The organism is Streptomyces tendae (genome assembly GCF_014650435.1).
GTDB classification, from domain to species: Bacteria; Actinomycetota; Actinomycetes; order Streptomycetales; family Streptomycetaceae; genus Streptomyces; species Streptomyces tendae.
Genome location: NZ_BMUY01000010.1, coordinates 57,888 through 74,593, shown reverse-complemented (window position 1 = coordinate 74,593; position 16,706 = coordinate 57,888). Strand labels below are relative to the sequence as shown.

The following is a 16,706-nucleotide window of genomic DNA, read 5'->3' as shown; positions in this document are numbered from 1 at the left end:
CGGCGAACCGTTTTGCCCGGACGGCATTCCTACGATCGGGGGACCTGACGGTCGGGGCCGGAGCGGGCCGTCACACTCCCGGCACCCCCGCCGCGCTCTCCATCAGCCCGTTCACCTCGGTGCCCGCCGGGGTCAGCAGGAAGACGTTGCGGTCCACCCGGTGCATCCCGCTGGCCAGGCCGAAGACGACGCCGGTACTGAAGTCCAGGACCCGCTTGGCCACCTCGCCCTCGGCGCTGGTCAGGTCCAGGAGCACCGGGATCCCCGCCATCAGGGTCTCGGCGACCTCGCGGGCGTCCGCGAACACGTTGATCCTCAGGACGACGAAACGGCGGCGCCGCTCCGTCTCCGCCTCGGGCATCGCCCGGTGACCGACCGCGGACGGCCAGGCGTCGCGCCCACGCAGCGGAACTACCTGGGCGAGCCCTTCCCACTGTTCATCGGTGACGTCGTGGCTGTTCACCGGCTCCCCCGATTTCACTCGCCTTCATTGCCTGCACCAGCCAATTCTTACGCCAAGTCACCCGTTCGGCCCAACAGCGACACGGTTGGCGACGCTCCGTGTCCGGTGATTGTCCGGCGCCGGGCCGGGTACTCAGCGACAGCCGTCGCGCCCGAGCGGGACCCGCGAGGGGAGCCACCGCCGCACCGACGGACGTACGCCGTCACACGAAGGAGTGCCCATGGGTGCGCTGGACCTACCCGAACCCGTCACACGCGAGGGGGCACCGCCGAAGGTCGACACCGCCGCCCTCCGGGACGCCCTGCGCGAGCGGGTGGACGGTGAGGTCCGCTTCGACGCCGGGAGCCGGGCCGCCTACTCCACCGACGCGTCGAACTTCCGCCAGACCCCCCTCGGCGTCGTCGTCCCGCACACCCCGGAGGCGGGTGCGGAGGCGGTTGCCGTGGCACGGGAGTTCGGCGCGCCCGTGCTGTCGCGGGGCGGCGGGACGAGTCTGGCCGGGCAGTGCACCAACGCGGGTGTGGTCCTCGACTGGTCGAAGTACTGCACCCGGATCGAGTCGGTGGACCCCGGCGCCCGCACCTGCGTCGTGCAGCCCGGGATCGTGCTCGACGACCTCAACCGGCAGCTCGCGCCGCACGGCCTGCGCTACGGACCCGAGCCCGCCACCCACGCCAACTGCACCATCGGCGGCATGATCGGCAACAACTCCTGCGGCGCCACCGCGCAGGCGCACGGCAAGGTCGTCGACAACATCGCCCGCCTGGAGGTGCTGCTGTACGACGGCACCCGCTTCTGGTGCGGGGAGACGGACGACGAGGAGTACGCCGAGATCGAGCGGCAGGGCGACCTGCGGGCGACCGTCTACCGGCGGCTGCGGGCGCTGCGCGACACCTACGGGGACGAGATCCGCCGCCGGTTCCCGGACGTCCCGCGCCGGGTCTCCGGCTACAACCTGGACTCCCTGTTGCCGGAGCACGGCTTCGACGTGGCCGGTCTCCTGGTGGGCAGTGAGTCGACGCTGGTCACGGTGTTGCGGGCGGAGCTGGAGCTGGTGCCGGTGGTGAAGGAACGCTCCCTGCTGGTCCTGGGCTTCGACACCATCGACAAGGCCGCCGACGCGGTGCCCGACATCCTGCCGCACGACCCGATCGCGCTGGAGGGCGTGGACGCCCGGCTGGTGCGCGACGAGCGGATCAAGCATCTGAACCCCGAGGCGCTGGCCGAGATGCCGGAGGGCAACGCCTATCTGATGGTGCAGTTCGGCGGGGACACCGTGGAGGAGGCCGACGCGCGGGCGCACCGGCTGCTGGAGGCCGTGCACCGCTCCGAACGCGATGCCGACTGCGCGTTCCTGGACGACCCGTCGCACGAGGAGGACCTGTGGCAGGTCCGCGAGGCCGGGCTCGGCGCCACCGCGCACATCCCCGGCAAGCCCGACACCTTCGAGGGCTGGGAGGACTCGGCCGTCTCCCCCGAGAAACTGGGCGACTACCTGCGCCGGCTGCGCGCGCTGTTCGAGGAGTTCGGGTACCTGAGCGACACCGGTCCCAGCCTGTACGGCCACTTCGGGCAGGGCTGCGTGCACACCCGGATCCCGTTCGACCTGTACACCGCGGACGGGGTGGCGGCGTACCGGGGGTTCATGGAGCGGGCGGCCGATCTCGTCGTCGAGTTCGGCGGCTCGCTGTCCGGCGAGCACGGGGACGGTCAGAGCCGGGGCGAGTTGCTGTCCCGGATGTTCGGGGACCAATTGGTCGAGGCGTTCGGGCGGCTCAAGGCCGTCTTCGACCCGCTGGACCGGATGAACCCGGGCAAGGTCGTCGCTCCGTACGGGCTGGACGAGAATCTGCGCCTCGGCGGTGACTGGGCCCCCTTCGAGCCCCGCGACCTGCACTTCCGCTTCCCGCACGACGGGGGTTCGTTCTCCCAGGCGGCGAACCGCTGCGTGGGGGTCGGCAAGTGCCGGCAGCACACCAGCGACGGCACCGTGATGTGCCCGTCGTACCAGGTGACCCGGGAGGAGGAGCATTCGACGCGGGGCCGGGCGCGGCTGCTGTTCGAGATGCTCGACGGGCACGGGGACGGCGCGATCCGGGACGGCTGGCGTTCGGAGGCGGTCAAGGACGCCCTGGATCTGTGCCTGGCCTGCAAGGGCTGCAAGAAGGACTGTCCGGCGGACGTGGACATGGCCACGTACAAGGCGGAGTTCCTGTCCCACCACTTCGCCGGGCGGCCGTGGCGCAGGCCGCGCTCGGACTGGTCGATGGGCTGGCTGCCCGCGCTGGCGCAAGTGGTGGGCCGCACCCGGCTGGCCCCGGTCGTCAACGCGCTCACGCACGCGCCGCTGCTGTCGAAGGCGGCGGTGCTGGTGGCGGGGGTGGCGGACCGGGAGGTGCCGCTGTTCGCGCAGCAGACCTTCGAACAGTGGTTCGCAGAACACGAGCCCGAGGGCGACGGGCACCGCGGGTCGGTGCTGCTGTGGCCGGACACCTTCACCAACCACTTCCACCCGCACATCGGACGCGCGGCGGTACGGGTCGTCGAACACGCGGGCTGGCGGGTCGAGCTGCCCGAGGAGCCGCTGTGCTGCGGGCTGACCTGGATCTCCACCGGGCAGCTGGGCACGGCCGAGAAGGTGCTCGCCCGCACCGTGCGCGCCCTGGCCGGCCAGGTGCGGGCGGGCGGCCTGGTCCTGGCGCTGGAGCCGAGCTGCGCGGCCGTGTTCCGGGCGGACGCGGCCGAGCTGTTCGCCGGCGACCAGGACGTGCGGCGGCTGGCCGAGCAGACGGTGACGCTGTCGGAGCTGCTCACCGAGCACTCCCCCGGTTACCAGCCCCCGCAGGTGCCCGACCGGTCCGCGCGTGCGCTGGCCCAGGTGCACTGCCACCAGCACGCGGTGCTCGGCTGGGAGGCCGACCAGGAGCTGCTGCGCCGGGCCGGGGTGGACGCGGAGCGACTGGACTCCGGCTGCTGTGGGCTGGCCGGCAACTTCGGCTTCGAGCGCGGTCACCTGGACGTCAGCGAGGCGTGCGCGGAGCGGGTGCTGCTGCCGCGGCTGCGGGACGAGGACGAGTCGACCGTCGTCCTCGCCGACGGCTTCAGCTGCCGCACCCAGATCCACGAGTTCGAGAGCGGCGGCCACGAGGGCGTGCACCTGGCGGAGCTGCTGGCCTCGGCCCTGCCGTCCGGCCCCGCGGGCGGTGCCCGGGCCGCGGGCAGCGCGTACGGCACCGCGCCGGGCGCCCGTCCGGCCGCTCCCGGCCCCCGCGCCCGGGCCCTGGCCCTGGCCGGCACGGCGGCGGCCGCGGTGGGCGCCGCGGCGGCGGCGACGGCGCTGGCCCGGAGCCTGCGCCGGCACTGAGCCCGGAGACTGAGTCCGGACACCGAGCCAGGACACGACGGACGGTCACCACCGACGATGCGTGGTGACCGTCCGTCATTGCCGGGCGCGGCGTCTCAGGCTCGGGACGACGCGCGGTCCTGACGGCTCGCCAGGGCCCAGATCACGAACACGTCGATCGCCATCATGATCACGGACCAGACGGGCGCGTACGGCAGGAACAGGAACTGGGCGATCAGGCTCAGCGAGGCGAGGACGATACCCGCCACCCGGGCCCAGGCCATGTCCTTGAGCAGACCGAACCCGGTGACGAACACGAGAGCGCCCAGGATGACGTGGACGATCCCCCAGCCGGTCAGGCTCATCTCGTAGACGTAGGTGCCGATACGGGCGTACACGTCGTCCTCGGCGATGGCCGCGATGCCCTGGAGGACGGCGAGCGCGCCGTTCAGCAGCAGCAGTACGCCCGCGAAGACGACACCGCCGGTCACCCAGCCGCTGGTGCGGTCGCCCGAGCGCTGGGCCCAGGAGGCGTCGCCGCCGTGGGACGGCCGGCCGGGAGAGGGTTCGGCGTGCTGGCTCATGAGCGGAGTCCTTTCTGTGTCCCCCGTACGGGGCAGCTGCCCGCCGGCGCCGACGGCGCGGACAGGTCGTTTCGAGCCTGCGGGCGCCCGCGCCACCCGGCCACGCGGGTCCGCCGTACGGGTGAATCACGTCCCGGGCGTGCGCATGCGGACGGCCGGGGCCTCGCGTTAACTGAACGGCATCCGCGGCTGCCGGAGACCGGCGGGCCGTGGGACCGAGGGGGCGGACGAAGGAGGGCGTGTGACGAGTCGGCCGCTGCCCCGGCGGTGCCCGCGCGGGCGGGTTCGGTGACCGCGCCGGCGAACGCGGCCCCGGGCCGGGCCGAGCAGTCGCTGCGGCAGACCCTGCTCAGTCCCGGCTACCGGCGGCTGTTGCTGCTGTGCGTGCTGCTCGGGGTGCCCATCGCGCTGGCCTGCTTCTTCTTCGTCGGACTCCAGCACGAGTTGCAGCACTGGGTGTGGACCTCGCTGCCCGAGGCGGCCGGATACGACACCCCGCCCTGGTGGTGGCCGCTGCCCGCGCTGGTCCTCGCCGGACTGATCCTGGCGCCGATCGTGACGCGGATGCCGGGCGGCGGCGGCCATCTGCCCGTGAACGGCCTGGGCGGCGCGCCCGTGGGCCCCCGGGCGCTGCCCGGGGCGGTGCTGGCCGCGCTGGCCACGCTGCCGCTCGGCGTGGTGCTGGGGCCCGAGGCCCCGCTCATGGCCGTCGGCAGCGGGCTGGCCCTGCTGGCGGTGCGGCGGGCGGGCGCGGGCGGTGACCGGCGGGCGAGCGCGATCCTGGCCACGGCCGGTTCCACCGCCGCGATCTCCACCATCCTCGGCGGCCCGATCGCGGCGGCGGTCCTGCTCATCGAGGGGGCTGGGCTGGCCGGCACCCAGCTGGTCGCCCTGCTGCTGCCCTGTCTGCTGGCCAGCGCGGCCGGCGCCCTGGTCTTCACCGGCTTCGGGCAGTGGACGGGGCTGGAGATCGGCGCGCTGAGCCTGCCCCACCTGCCGCCCCAGGCCAATCCGGACGCGGGCGACTTCCTGTGGGGGCTGCCCACCGCCGCCCTGATCGCCGTACTGGTCACGCTGGCCCGCGAGCTGGGCCGCCGCACCGTCACCTGGACCCGGCGCCACACGGCCGCCCGCACCGTCGCCTGCGCCACCGCGGTCGGCGTCTGTGTCGCCGCGTACGCGCTGATCACCGGCCGTTCCCCGGCTGAGGCGGCGCTGTCCGGCCAGGCCGCACTGGCCCAGCTCGCCGCGCACCCGCACGCCTGGTCCGTGGGGGCCCTGGTCGCGTTGGTCGCGTGCAAGGGGCTGGCCTGGGGCATCGCGCTGGGCGCGCTGCGCGGCGGCCCGATCTTCCCGGCCGTCCTGCTGGGCGCGGCGACGGCCCTGGCCTGCTCCGGGCTGCCCGGCTTCGGCGCGACCCCGGCGCTGGCCCTCGGCATCGCCGCCGCGGCGGCCGCGGTGACGGGGCTGCCGCTGGCCAGCGCGGTCCTGGCGGTGCTGCTGATGGGCCGGGACGCCCACGACCAGATGCCGCTGATCGTGATGGCGTCGGTGGTCTCGTTCATCGTGGTCCAACTGGTGCGCCGGACCCCGCCGGAGGCGGGCGGGTCGCCGGGCGGGTCGCCGACGGCGGGAGCGGCACGGTGAGGGACCGCCGGACCGCACACCCGCGTCCTCGCCCGCGTCCCGGTACCGGCTGGGCCGCCGTCCGGCCCTGGGCCGTACGGGCGGGGATCGCGGCCGCCGTGGTCGTGGCGTACTTCCTGCTCCCCCTCGACCACCTGGGGCCGCAGCGGCCGGTGCTGAGCTGGGTGCTGTTCGCCCTGCTGCTGACCGTGGTGGCGGTGCTGCTGCTGCGGCAGATCCGGCACGTCCTCCTCGACCGTCCGGACAGCCGCCCCGGCGTGGTCATCTCCCTGCTGATCGTCCTGTCCGTGCACGTCTTCTCGGCGGCGTACTACGCCCTGGCCAAGTCGCCGGGCGAGTTCAGCGGGTTGCACACCCGCATCGACGCGCTGTACTTCACCGTGGTGACGCTCGCCACCGTCGGGTACGGGGACATCACCCCGAGGGGCCAGGCCGCGCGGGTCGTGACCGTGCTGCAGATCACGTACAGCTTCGTCTTCCTCACGGCCGCCGCCACCGCGCTGACCACCCGGATGCGCGACCGGGTGGTCCGGGGGCCCCAGCGGGGCCGCTCGCGCTGACGGAGGTGCCGCCCGCCCGCCCGGACGGGGCTCCATGCCTGCTTGTGCCCGGCCGGTTGGGAGCACTACTGTCGCCACGCCTTGGTGAACGGGAAACCGGTGTGATGCCGGTGCGGCCCTCGCCACTGTGAATCGGGAAGTCCGGCTCCGGCCCTGGGGCCTGTCGTCACATTCCCGTCGTCCGCCCGAAGGGCGGGCTCGGCGGCGTCAGGTGCGTGCCCTCGGCGTGCCGGGCGTCGACCCGCGTACTGGTTGTACGTGGTCGGCGCCCGGTGCGGCGAGAGTGCGTGCATGGCGTCGCCGAGCAGGCGGGAATGTGACGACAGGCTCCAACGGGCAGCCACTGGATCGCTTGCGGTCCGGGAAGGCGGAGCACGGGCGGTGGTACCCGTAAGCCAGGAGACCGGCCAAGGCGCGTCGTCCATCCACGAGGTGCTGGAGAGGGTCTGCCGAGTCATGCACATAGCCGAGGGCTTTCTGCCACCGGCGCACGCGATCGCCTGGGGTGTCGCGTCCGCGCCGTTCGTCGTCCACGGAGTCCGGTCACTCACCCGTGAGGTCAGGGAGCACCCGGAGAGCACGTTGCTCCTCGGCGCCTCCGGGGCCTTCACGTTCGTCCTGTCGGCCCTGAAGCTGCCGTCCGTCACCGGGAGTTGCTCGCACCCGACCGGCACCGGTCTGGGCGCGATCCTGTTCCGGCCGCCGATCATGGCGGTCCTGGGCACCATCACCCTGCTCTTCCAGGCGCTGCTGCTCGCCCACGGCGGGCTGACCACGCTCGGCGCCAACGTCTTCTCGATGGCGATCGTCGGTCCCTGGGCCGGGTACGGCGTCTACCGGCTGCTGCGCCGCTGGGACGTGCCGTTGATGGTCACCGTGTTCTTCGGCGCGTTCGTCGCCGACCTGTCCACCTACTGCGTGACCAGCGTGCAGCTGGCATTGGCCTTCCCCGACCCGAGCAGCGGATTCCTGGGCGCGCTCGGCAAGTTCGGGTCCATCTTCGCCGTGACCCAGATCCCCCTCGCGGTGAGCGAGGGCCTGCTCACGGTGATCGTGATGCGGCTCCTCGTGCAGTCCAGCAAGGGCGAACTGACCCGGCTCGGAGTGCTGCTGACCCGGTCCGGCGAGCGGAAGCAGGAGGCGGTGGCCCGATGAGCCGCAACGCGAGGATCAACGCCCTGCTGCTGCTCGCCGTGGCCGCGCTGGCGGTGCTGCCGCTGGTGCTGGGGCTCGGCGACCACAAGGAGGAGCCGTTCGCCGGGGCCGACGCGGAGGCCGAGACGGCGATCACCGAGATCGAACCGGACTACGAACCGTGGTTCTCCCCGCTGTACGAACCCCCCTCCGGGGAGATCGAGTCGGCGCTGTTCGCGCTGCAGGCCGCGCTCGGCGCGGGCGTGCTGGCGTACTACTTCGGGCTGCGCCGGGGCCGGCGGCAGGGTGAACAGCGGGCGGTGGCGGCCGCCGAGGCCGCGGCGGCACCGCGGGACACCCCCGAAGGGGACTGAGTGCTGCCGATCGACGCGGCGGCGCACAGCAGTCGCTGGCGCCGCCGCCATCCCGTGGACAAGGCCGTGCTCGGTCTCGGCCTGACCGTGCTCGCGATCTCGCTGCCGCCCTGGCCGGGCGCGGCGCTGGTACTGGTGACGGCGCTGACGGTGCTGCTCGGCCCGGCGGGCGTGCCCGCGCGCCGGCTGTGGCGGGCGTACCGGGTGCCGCTGGGCTTCTGCGTGACGGGTGCGCTGCCGCTGCTGGTGCAGGTCGGGGGCCCGGACGGGTTCCTGACGGCGGCCGACGGCGGTGCGGTGCACGCGGGTGGGCTGCTGCTGCGCACCTCGGCGGCCTCGCTGGGGGTCCTGCTGTTCGCGTTCACCACGCCGATGTCGGACCTGTTGCCGCGCCTGGTGCGGGCCGGGGTGCCCGCGCCGGTCGTGGACGTGGCGCTGGTGACGTACCGGATGAGTTTCCTGCTGCTGGACTCGGTGCGCCGGATCCGGCAGGCGCAGGCGGCGCGGCTCGGCCACACCACCCGGGCGGCGACCTGGCGTTCGCTCGGCGGGCTCGGAGCCACCGCGTTCGTGCGGGCCTTCGACCGGGCGGCGCGGCTGCAGTCGGGGCTCGCCGGGCGCGGTTACGACGGCACCCTGCGCGTGCTGGTGCCCGAGGCCCGCGTGTCGGCGCCGTTCACGGCGGCGAGCGTCGTGCTCCTCGCGGCACTGGCCGCCCTCACCCTCGTACTGGAAGGACCCCTGTCGTGAGCGGACCGGCGCAACCCTCTGAACCGGCCCCGGCCCTGGTCGCCCTGCGGGGCGCGTCGTTCGCGTACGAGGAGGGTCCGGACGTGCTGACGGGCCTGGACTTCGCGGTGCGCGAGGGACGTGCGCTGGCGCTGCTCGGCCGCAACGGCAGTGGCAAGACCACGCTGATGCGGCTGCTCAGCGGCGGACTGAGGCCGCGTACGGGGGCGTTGGCGCTCGGCGGTGAGCCGGTGACCTACGACCGCAGGGGTCTGACCCGATTGCGGACCACGGTGCAGCTGGTGGTGCAGGACCCGGACGACCAGCTCTTCGCGGCCTCGGTCGGCCAGGACGTGTCCTTCGGTCCGCTGAACCTGGGGCTGCCCGACGCGGAGGTGCGCTCCCGGGTCGGGGAGGCGCTCGCCGCGCTGGACATCGCGGGACTGGCCGAGCGGCCCACGCACCTGCTGTCGTACGGGCAGCGCAAGCGGACCGCGATCGCCGGGGCGGTCGCGATGCGGCCCCGGGTCCTGATCCTCGACGAGCCGACCGCGGGGCTCGACCCGGACGGACAGGAGCGGCTGCTGGCCACCCTGGACGGGCTGCGCGCGGGCGGCACCACCGTGGTGATGGCCACCCACGACGTCGACCTCGCCCTGCGCTGGTCCGACGACGCCGCGCTGCTCACCCCGGAGGGGGTGCGCACCGGCCCGACCGCCGCGACGCTGGCCCGCACCGACCTGCTGCGGCGGGCCGGGCTGCGGCTGCCCTGGGGCGTCGCGGCGACCGGACTGCTGCGGGCGCGGGGGCTGTTGGCGGACTCGGCGACGGGCCCGCGTACGGCGGAGGAGCTGGCGGCGCTGGCCGAGTGACGGGCGCTGTCCGGGGTCAGCTCGCCGAGCCGCTGTACTCCGGTTCCCGGGCTTCCTCCGCCTGCTGGGCGGCGCGAGCGCGGCGGCCGGGCAGGACGGCGAGGACGATCAGGGTGCCGGCCGCCATGATGATGCCGCCGACGAGGCTGGTGGTGGAGACGCCGTGGGCGAATGCCTTGTTCACGGCGTCGGCGAGCGCCTGCGCCTGCTCGGGCCCGGCGGCCGGGTTGGTGGCGAGCCGCTCGGCGACGGCCAGTCCGCCGCCCACCGAGTCCTGGGCGGTGTCCAGCGCGGTGGCCGGCAGCCGGTCGCCCACCAGGCCGGCCAGTTCGTCCCGGTAGGCGGTGCCGAGCAGGGAGCCCAGGACGGCGATGCCCAGCGAGCCGCCGAGTTCCAGCGCGGTGTCGTTGGCGCCGCCGCCGACGCCCAGTTCGCTCTCCGGGAAGGACCCCATGATGGTGTCGGTGGCCGGGGAGACGCTGAGGCCGATGGCGAGGCCGAGCAGCAGCATCGGGGCGAGGAAGTCGGCGTAGGTGGAGCCCTGGTCGATCAGGACGAGCAGGAAGACGCCGACGGTGCCGATCGCCATGCCGGAGCCGACCATGGCCCGCACGCCGAGCTTCGGGGTCAGCCGCCCGGTCACCGCGGCGCCGACGAACACGGCCCCGGCCAGCGGCAGCAGCCGTACGCCGGTCTCCAGCGCGCCGAAGCCGAGCACGAACTGCAGGAACTGCGTGGCGTAGTAGATGGCGCCGTAGGTGCCGAAGAAGAAGAACAGCACCGCCAGCATGGAGCCGCTGAAGGGCCGCAGCAGGAAGCGCCGCACGTCCAGCATGGGGTGCGGGTGGCGCAGCTCCCAGGCCACGAAGCCGATCAGGCCGACGGCGGCGACGACGGCCGCGGTGACGGGACCGGCGCCCCAGCCGAAGTGCGGGCCCTCGATGGTCGCGTAGACCAGGCTGCCCACGGAGACGATGGAGAGCAGGCCGCCGACGTAGTCGATGCGGCCCGTGCCGGCCGCCTTGGACGGCGGTACGAGGACCAGCGCGCCGACGACGGCGAGGACCGCGACGGGGACGTTGACCAGGAAGGTCGAGCCCCAGGCGTGGTCCTCCAGGAGCCACCCGGCGACCAGCGGCCCGACCGCTATGGCCAGTCCCGAGGTGGCGGTCCAGGCCGTGATGGCGCGGGCCCGCTCCCCCTTCGGGAAGACCGCGACCAGCAGGGACAGCGTGGCCGGCATGACGACGGCGGCACCGACGCCCATGACCGCCCGGGCCGCGATGACCAGCCCCGTCTCGTGCACCAGGCTGCCCATCACCGAACCGCCCGCGAAGATCACCAGACCGGTGACCAGGGCGCCGCGACGGCTGTACTTGTCGCCGATCGCACCGAGCACCAGCATCAGCGCGGCGTACGGGACGGTGTAGCCGTCGATGACCCACTGCAGGTCGCTGCTGCTCAGGCCCAGGTCGGTGGTCATGTCCGGGGCGGCCACGATCAGGGACGTGTTGGCCATGACGACGATCAGCAGGCTCAGGCAGAGCACCAGGAGAGCCCACCAGCGCCGGGCGTAGGGCCCGGGCATCTTCTCGACGGGGGTGGTGGCGAGCAGGGGCATGAGGGCTCCCGGATGACAAACGAGGACAAGTTAATTGCCCATAGATGAGCAGACAAGAGCAGAATAGTTTGTTGCACACGGGCGTGCAAATAAGGCGCCCACCGGCCGGGGGCGCCTGTTGAAAGGGGGGTGGCCTACTCGGCCGGGAGGGGCCGGGCGAGCATCGCCGGACCCACGCTCTCGACCACGGTCCGCGCGTGCCGCTCCGGCACCCCGGCCGCGATCAGGATGGCGACGGCGGCCCGGGTGCCGTCGTCCTCCAGGGCGCCGGTGTTGACCTGCTCCAGGAGTGCGACGACCATCGCCTCGAGACCGGCGCTCAGCACGGCGGGGGGCAGGTGGGCGGGGAAGACGCCGTCCTCGCGGCCGCGCTCCAGGATGGCGGTGACCACCGCGCGGGCCGGGGCGAGGATCTCGGCCACCCGCTCCACGCCCAGGTCGTGCCGGGCCAGGGCCAGCAGCATGCGGTAGCGGTCCCCCACGGGCCACATCAGCAGCGTGAAGTGCGCGAGCGCCCGGTCGGCCGGCTCGTCGGGGCCCGCCGCCTCGGCCATCGCGCCCCGCAGCACCTCGGACGCCTCCTCGGCGAGGGCTTCGAGGAGCGCCGCGCGCCCCGGGAAGTGGCCGAAGAGCGTACGCCGGACGACTCCGGCGGCGCGGGCCAGCTCCTCCAGGGTGGTGTCCGGGTTCCGCCCCAGCTCCCGGCGGGCGGTGGCCAGGATGCGCGCCCGGTTCGACCGCGCGTTGCGGCGCTGCGGCTCACGGGCGACGGGTTTGGACACGGAAACCTCGGGCGGTACGACGTGCGGGTGCGGGATGTGCGGTGCGGGGTGCAGGGTGTCCATTCTGGCACGGAGGGCGCGGGGCCCGGCCGCACCCGGCCCGCCACCGCCCCCGCGCGGGGTGGCGGCGAGCCGGGTGCGCCGCGCCTCACTTCAGTCCGTTGTCCAGTGCGGTCATCAGCCGGCCGTCCGAGGTGTCGCCGGACATCTCCCAGACGAAACCGCCCAGCAGGCCCTTGGACTTGACCCAGTCGGTCTTCTTCCCGATCGACCAGGTGTCGTCGAAGGACCACCACTGGCCGCCCGGACCGGTGTACCCGAACGTGGACACCGACTGCTCGTCGTGGTGGACGGCCATGGACGGGTAGCTGGAGATCAGGTTGCTGTAGCCGCGGACCCCGGCCTCGGCGGGGAACTGGCCGGGTGCCGCGCCGTTCGCGTCCTGCCACTCACCGGCCGCGCCGCCCTCGGTGACACCCTGCCAGCCGCGCCCGTAGAAGGGGAAGCCGACGGTCAGCTTGCGCGGGTTGACCCCGGCATCGAGATACGTCTGGATCGCGTTCTCGATGCTGAAGCGTTCTCGTGCCGGTCAGTTGTGGTCTGCGCCTGTGGTACATGGCTCTCCCTGTGGTGGTGGGGTGGTACAGGGGTGAGGTGAACCGTGCGCGCGTGAGGGAGGTGAGCGCCCACAACGTAGATGGTCTGGACCAATGCGTCAACCGTACGGCCGTGACTAAGGATTGACTGCCCCGGCGACTACGGGTCGGCCGTCCCGGTACCCACGGATCGGCCGCCCGCCCGGCCGGCCCGGGCTCGCGTCCGGTCAGGCCGTGACCCACACACCCGCGCGGGCGGCGGTGCTCACCGCGCGGGCCGCACGGTCGGCGTCGGCCTCGGTGACGGGCCGCCCCGTGTTGAGCAGCGCGTAGTAGAGCGGAGCGGAGACGGCCGCGACGACACCGTGCGGGTCGGTGCCGTCCGGGACCTCGCCCCGCGCCACGGCGTCCCGCACACAGCCGGCCCATTCGCCGACGCGTACGGCGTAGAAGCGGTGCAGGGCCTCGGCCGCCTGTTCGTCGCAGAGGGAGGCCGCGATCAGCGCCTTGAAGAGGCGGCCTTGGCGGGGGTCGTTGAGCGTCTTGACGACGAGGCGCGCGTTCGCCCGGAGGTCGCCCTCCAGCGCGCCCGTGTCGGCACGGGGCAGCGACTGGTCCGCCATGTCGGCCAGCAGGTCGGCGGCGAGACCGCCCGGCGTTCCCCAGCGACGGTAGACCGTCGTCTTGCCGACGCCCGCGCGGCGGGCGATCTCCCCCAGGTCGAGCGCGTCGAAACCGTCGGCGGCGAGCGCGTCGCCCGCCGCCCGGAGGACGGCCTCGCGGATACGGGCGGTGCGCCCTCCGGGGCGGAGGGTTCCTGGGGCTGCCGGGTCCGGCATGACGACTCCTTCCTCTTCCCGCACGGCGTCGGGACGTCAGGACGCCACCTTATCGGAACCGTGGTTCCTTTACCGACTCCACCGTGCTACCTTCCAAGTCGTAATGGAACCCCAGACCCATTAGTGTTTCGAAAGGGAACGCCATGCCACCCACCACCACCGCCACCGCCGCGGCCACCGCCGGGGCGGCGGCCGATCCGCAGCGGCTCACGGGCCGGTCGAAGGTCGTCCTCGCGGTGCTGCTCGTCGCCCAGTTCATGCTGGCCGTCGACTTCTCGATCCTGAACGTCGCGCTGCCCGCGATCGGCGACGGGCTCGGCTTCTCGCTCGCCGACCTGCAGTGGGTGGCCACCGCGTTCGCCCTGTCGGCCGCGGGGTTCACCCTCTTCTTCGGCCGCATCGGCGACCTGATCGGCCGCAAGAGGATCTTCATCGGCAGTCTCGGCCTGCTGGGCGTCGCCTCGCTGATCGGCGGCCTCGCCACCAGTCCCGAGGTGCTGCTCGCCGCGCGGGTCGGTCAGGGCCTGGCCACCGCCGCCGCCACCCCGGCGGGTCTGTCCCTGCTGACCACCTCCTTCGCCGAAGGGCCCCTGCGGCAGAAGGCGCTCGGCATCAACGGCGCGCTGATGTCGGCCGGTTTCACCACCGGCGCGATTCTCGGCGGCGTCCTGACCGACCTGCTCTCCTGGCGCTGGGCGTTCTTCGTCAACGTGCCCGTCGCACTCGCCGTCGTGCTCGTCGCCCCGGCCGTCATCAAGGAGTCCAGGCCCGCCGCCCGCTCCGGCCTCGACCTGCCCGGCGCGCTCACCGTCACCCTCGGCCTGCTCGGGCTCGTCTACGGCATGACCCAAGCCGGCGAGTACGGCTGGACCCACCCGCACGCGCTGGTCGGCCTGGGCGCGGGTGTGTTCCTCCTGGCCGCCTTCGTCCTGATCGAGCGCACCGTGACCGCGCCGCTGGTACCGCTCGGGACGCTCCGACGCCGCAACGTGGCCTGGGGCAACCTGCTGGGCCTGCTGGCCTTCGTCACCGAGACCTCACTGGTCTACCTGCTCACCCTGTACCTCCAGAAGACCCTCGGTTTCTCCCCCCTCGCGGCCGGTGTCTCCTTCGGCGTACTCGGCGCGGGCACCGTCGTCGGCGGTCTGCTCGCCCCCGGGCTGCTCGCCAGGACGTCCACGGTGACCGTTCTCGTGGCCGGCGGTCTCGTCCAGGCGGTCTTCACCGCGGTGCTGCTCCTCCTCGGTACGACGACCGGGACGTCCCTCGCCCTGCTGCTGCCCGCCACCTTCTTCGGCGGCGTCGGCAACATGCTGGTCATCGTGGGCTTCATGGTCACGGCCACCAGTGGGCTGCCGGACGCCGAGCAGGGACTGGCCACCGGCCTGGCCTCGATGTCCCAGCAGGTCGGCATCACCCTGGGCACGCCCGTCATGTCCGCCGTCGTCACCGCCGCCGGCGCGGGGGCGGCCACCGCCTCCGCCGTCCACCGGGGCGTCACCGCGGCCATCGCCGTCAACACGGCCCTGGTCCTCGTCGGCGTCGCCGTCGCCGCGCTCTTCCTGCGCGGCCGCGCCGAGCGGCCGTCCGGGTGACGCCCGGCGGTGGGTCAGGTGGTCGGGTCGACGCCCGGGGCCGGTGGCGGGTCGTCGGACAGGGGCAGCAGGATGCGGAAGGTGCAGCCCCGGCCGGGGGCGGTGTCGAGGGTGATGCGGCCGGTGTGCGCGGTGACCAGGGCGTGGGCGATGGCGAGGCCGAGGCCGGAACCGCCGGTGGCGCGGGTGCGGGAGTCGTCGGTGCGGTAGAAGCGGTCGAAGACGCGGGCGCGTTCGGCGGCGGTGAGGCCGGGACCTTCGTCGGCGACCTCCAGGACGGCGTGCCGGCCCGCGGTGCCGACGCCGATGCGGACGGCGGTGCCCGGAGGGGTGTGGGTGACGGCGTTGCCGATCAGGTTGGTGACGACCTGGCGCAGCCGGGCCTCGTCGGCGAGGGCGGGGGCGGTGGCGGGCTTTCCGCCGCCGGGTCCCGTCAGGGTCACCGGGCGCGTGCGGTCCAGGGCGCGTACGTCGCGCAGGGCGTCGGCGGCCAGGGTGCGCAGGTCCATGGGCGCGAGGTCGAGGGCGAAGGCGGGTTCCCGGGCGGTGTCCGGGCCGCCGTCCGCGCCCGCGGCGTCCTCGTCGAGGCGGGCGAGAAGGAACATCTCCTCGACGAGCCGGGTGAGGCGTTCGGCCTCCTCGGCGATGCGGGTCATCGTCCGGTCGACGTCCTCGCGGGTGGGCGTGGCTCCCATGCGGTGCAGGTCGGTGTAGCCCTTGATACCGACGAGCGGCGTGCGCAGTTCGTGGCTGGCGTCGGCGAAGAAGCGGCGGGTTCTCGCCTCGGCCTCGGTACGGGCCCGGAAGGCCGTGTCGATCCGGTCCAGCATCTGGTTGAGGCAGGTGGTCAGGCGTCCCACCTCGGTGTGCGGGGCGGCCGGTTCGGGGACGCGGTGGGAGTAGTCGCCGGACGTGATCGCGGTCGCGGTCTCCTCGATCCGGGTGAGGGGGCGCAGCCCGGAGCGCACCGCGAACCAGCCCGCGACGCCCAGGACCGCGAGCAGGGCGAGGCCCGCGGTCAGGGAGAGGTTCCGGGTCTTGGTGATCGTGCGGTCGACCTCCTCCATGGAGGTGGCCACGACGACGGATCCGCCGGCCCCGGAGAGTTGCGGCGGAAAGACCTGGTCGGCCTGGGTCAGGGCGACGACCCGCCAGTCGTGTTCGCCGTCCCGGGCCGGCACGGTGAAGGGCCGGCCGCCGTGCTCGAGGACGGCCGCACGGCCGAGGCGGGGCAGGTCGGGACCGCCGCCCGGGGGCGCGGTGCTCGCGTCGAAGCTCCGGCGGGCGGCCCCGGCGTCGTCCACATAGGTCACCGTGGTGTCGCCGAGCACGCCGAGGGCGCGCACGCCCGGCGGGGTGTCGGTGCCGGACGGCGGGGACAGCCGGGAGGCGATCCGTCCGGTGAGGGCGAGCCGGTCGTCCACCCGGTCCTGGAGGTAGCCGTGCAGGGCGGTGGTGACGAGCAGGCCGGTGCCGAGCAGACCGACGGCGACGAGCGCGACGGACAGGCACAGCAGGCGGGTGCGCAGCGACATCCGGCCCAGCCACGCCGCGGGCGGCACCGGGC

Annotated in this window: 14 protein-coding genes, 1 pseudogene and 2 riboswitches; of the genes and pseudogenes, 8 read left to right on the top strand and 7 right to left on the bottom strand. The window is 73.8% G+C overall.

Annotation, left to right across the window (positions count from 1 at the left end):
• Positions 1–70 precede the first annotated feature (70 nt).
• Positions 71–463, bottom strand: a complete 393-nt coding sequence (locus IE258_RS25560) for a cell division protein SepF (RefSeq protein WP_030864086.1) — start codon at positions 461–463, stop codon at positions 71–73.
• A 220-nt stretch (positions 464–683) separates the two neighbouring features.
• Between IE258_RS25560 and IE258_RS25555 the strand changes: the two genes are divergently transcribed.
• Positions 684–3,827 (top strand): FAD-binding and (Fe-S)-binding domain-containing protein, encoded by a 3,144-nt coding sequence (locus IE258_RS25555; RefSeq protein ID WP_189747144.1) that lies wholly within the window; start codon positions 684–686, stop codon positions 3,825–3,827.
• A 95-nt stretch (positions 3,828–3,922) separates the two neighbouring features.
• On the opposite strand, the gene IE258_RS25550 is transcribed toward IE258_RS25555, so the two are convergent.
• Positions 3,923–4,390, bottom strand: coding sequence for a DUF7144 family membrane protein (locus tag IE258_RS25550; RefSeq protein ID WP_189747142.1), 468 nt, complete (start codon positions 4,388–4,390; stop codon positions 3,923–3,925).
• Positions 4,391–4,678: 288 nt separating this feature from the next.
• Here IE258_RS25550 and IE258_RS25545 point away from each other — a divergent pair, with 288 nt between their 5' ends.
• The 6 genes from IE258_RS25545 to IE258_RS25520 all read left to right on the top strand — a co-directional run bounded on the left by IE258_RS25545 (position 4,679) and on the right by IE258_RS25520 (position 9,706).
• Entirely contained in the window at positions 4,679–6,037 is a 1,359-nt protein-coding gene (locus IE258_RS25545; RefSeq protein ID WP_189747140.1) for a chloride channel protein, read from the top strand.
• Positions 6,034–6,597: a potassium channel family protein gene (locus IE258_RS25540; RefSeq protein ID WP_229892405.1), complete on the top strand. Its 564-nt coding sequence runs from the start codon at positions 6,034–6,036 to the stop codon at positions 6,595–6,597. The genes IE258_RS25545 and IE258_RS25540 overlap by 4 nt, the downstream gene beginning before the upstream one ends.
• A gap of 65 nt (positions 6,598–6,662) precedes the next feature.
• Positions 6,663–6,769, top strand: a riboswitch (cobalamin riboswitch).
• An 81-nt stretch (positions 6,770–6,850) separates the two neighbouring features.
• Positions 6,851–7,023, top strand: a riboswitch (cobalamin riboswitch).
• Between the two features lie 30 nt (positions 7,024–7,053).
• Entirely contained in the window at positions 7,054–7,752 is a 699-nt protein-coding gene (locus IE258_RS25535; RefSeq protein ID WP_127896784.1) for an energy-coupling factor ABC transporter permease, read from the top strand.
• Complete coding sequence (locus IE258_RS25530; protein WP_189747138.1) at positions 7,749–8,105, top strand: energy-coupling factor ABC transporter substrate-binding protein; 357 nt, start codon at positions 7,749–7,751, stop codon at positions 8,103–8,105. The genes IE258_RS25535 and IE258_RS25530 overlap by 4 nt, the downstream gene beginning before the upstream one ends.
• Complete coding sequence (gene cbiQ, locus IE258_RS25525; RefSeq protein ID WP_189747136.1) at positions 8,106–8,855, top strand: cobalt ECF transporter T component CbiQ; 750 nt, start codon at positions 8,106–8,108, stop codon at positions 8,853–8,855.
• A complete protein-coding gene (locus IE258_RS25520; RefSeq protein ID WP_189747134.1) occupies positions 8,852–9,706 on the top strand; it encodes an ATP-binding cassette domain-containing protein in 855 nt (284 codons plus the stop codon). Before cbiQ ends, IE258_RS25520 begins: the two co-directional genes overlap by 4 nt.
• Before the next feature lie 16 nt (positions 9,707–9,722).
• Here IE258_RS25520 and IE258_RS25515 read toward each other — a convergent pair whose 3' ends face one another.
• The 4 genes and pseudogenes from IE258_RS25515 to IE258_RS25500 form a co-directional block, all read right to left on the bottom strand.
• On the bottom strand, positions 9,723–11,327 hold the full coding sequence (locus IE258_RS25515) for an MFS transporter (protein ID WP_189747132.1): 1,605 nt from the start codon (positions 11,325–11,327) through the stop codon (positions 9,723–9,725).
• A 134-nt stretch (positions 11,328–11,461) separates the two neighbouring features.
• Positions 11,462–12,109, bottom strand: coding sequence for a TetR/AcrR family transcriptional regulator (locus IE258_RS25510; RefSeq protein ID WP_189747616.1), 648 nt, complete (start codon positions 12,107–12,109; stop codon positions 11,462–11,464).
• 148 nt (positions 12,110–12,257) lie between these two features.
• Positions 12,258–12,683: pseudogene (locus IE258_RS25505) on the bottom strand (glycosyl hydrolase family 18 protein); the annotation flags it as partial.
• A gap of 249 nt (positions 12,684–12,932) precedes the next feature.
• Positions 12,933–13,544 (bottom strand): TetR-like C-terminal domain-containing protein, encoded by a 612-nt coding sequence (locus tag IE258_RS25500; protein ID WP_189747131.1) that lies wholly within the window; start codon positions 13,542–13,544, stop codon positions 12,933–12,935.
• 143 nt (positions 13,545–13,687) lie between these two features.
• Here IE258_RS25500 and IE258_RS25495 point away from each other — a divergent pair, with 143 nt between their 5' ends.
• Positions 13,688–15,139: an MFS transporter gene (locus IE258_RS25495; protein ID WP_189747129.1), complete on the top strand. Its 1,452-nt coding sequence runs from the start codon at positions 13,688–13,690 to the stop codon at positions 15,137–15,139.
• A 14-nt stretch (positions 15,140–15,153) separates the two neighbouring features.
• Here the strand turns inward: IE258_RS25495 and IE258_RS25490 are convergent, their stop codons facing one another.
• A complete protein-coding gene (locus IE258_RS25490; protein ID WP_189747614.1) occupies positions 15,154–16,674 on the bottom strand; it encodes a sensor histidine kinase in 1,521 nt (506 codons plus the stop codon).
• Between the last annotated feature and the right edge of the window lie 32 nt (positions 16,675–16,706).

What these genes read in the sequence shown, in the direction of transcription:
- IE258_RS25555 (WP_189747144.1), top strand. Translation starts at nt 684, where the DNA reads ATGGGTGCGCTGGACCTACCCGAACCCGTCACACGCGAGGGGGCACCG.
- IE258_RS25550 (WP_189747142.1), bottom strand. Translation starts at nt 4,390, where the DNA reads ATGAGCCAGCACGCCGAACCCTCTCCCGGCCGGCCGTCCCACGGCGGC.
- IE258_RS25535 (WP_127896784.1), top strand. Translation starts at nt 7,054, where the DNA reads ATGCACATAGCCGAGGGCTTTCTGCCACCGGCGCACGCGATCGCCTGG.
- IE258_RS25530 (WP_189747138.1), top strand. Translation starts at nt 7,749, where the DNA reads ATGAGCCGCAACGCGAGGATCAACGCCCTGCTGCTGCTCGCCGTGGCC.
- IE258_RS25515 (WP_189747132.1), bottom strand. Translation starts at nt 11,327, where the DNA reads ATGCCCCTGCTCGCCACCACCCCCGTCGAGAAGATGCCCGGGCCCTAC.
- IE258_RS25500 (WP_189747131.1), bottom strand. Translation starts at nt 13,544, where the DNA reads ATGCCGGACCCGGCAGCCCCAGGAACCCTCCGCCCCGGAGGGCGCACC.
- IE258_RS25495 (WP_189747129.1), top strand. Translation starts at nt 13,688, where the DNA reads ATGCCACCCACCACCACCGCCACCGCCGCGGCCACCGCCGGGGCGGCG.
- IE258_RS25490 (WP_189747614.1), bottom strand. Translation starts at nt 16,674, where the DNA reads ATGTCGCTGCGCACCCGCCTGCTGTGCCTGTCCGTCGCGCTCGTCGCC.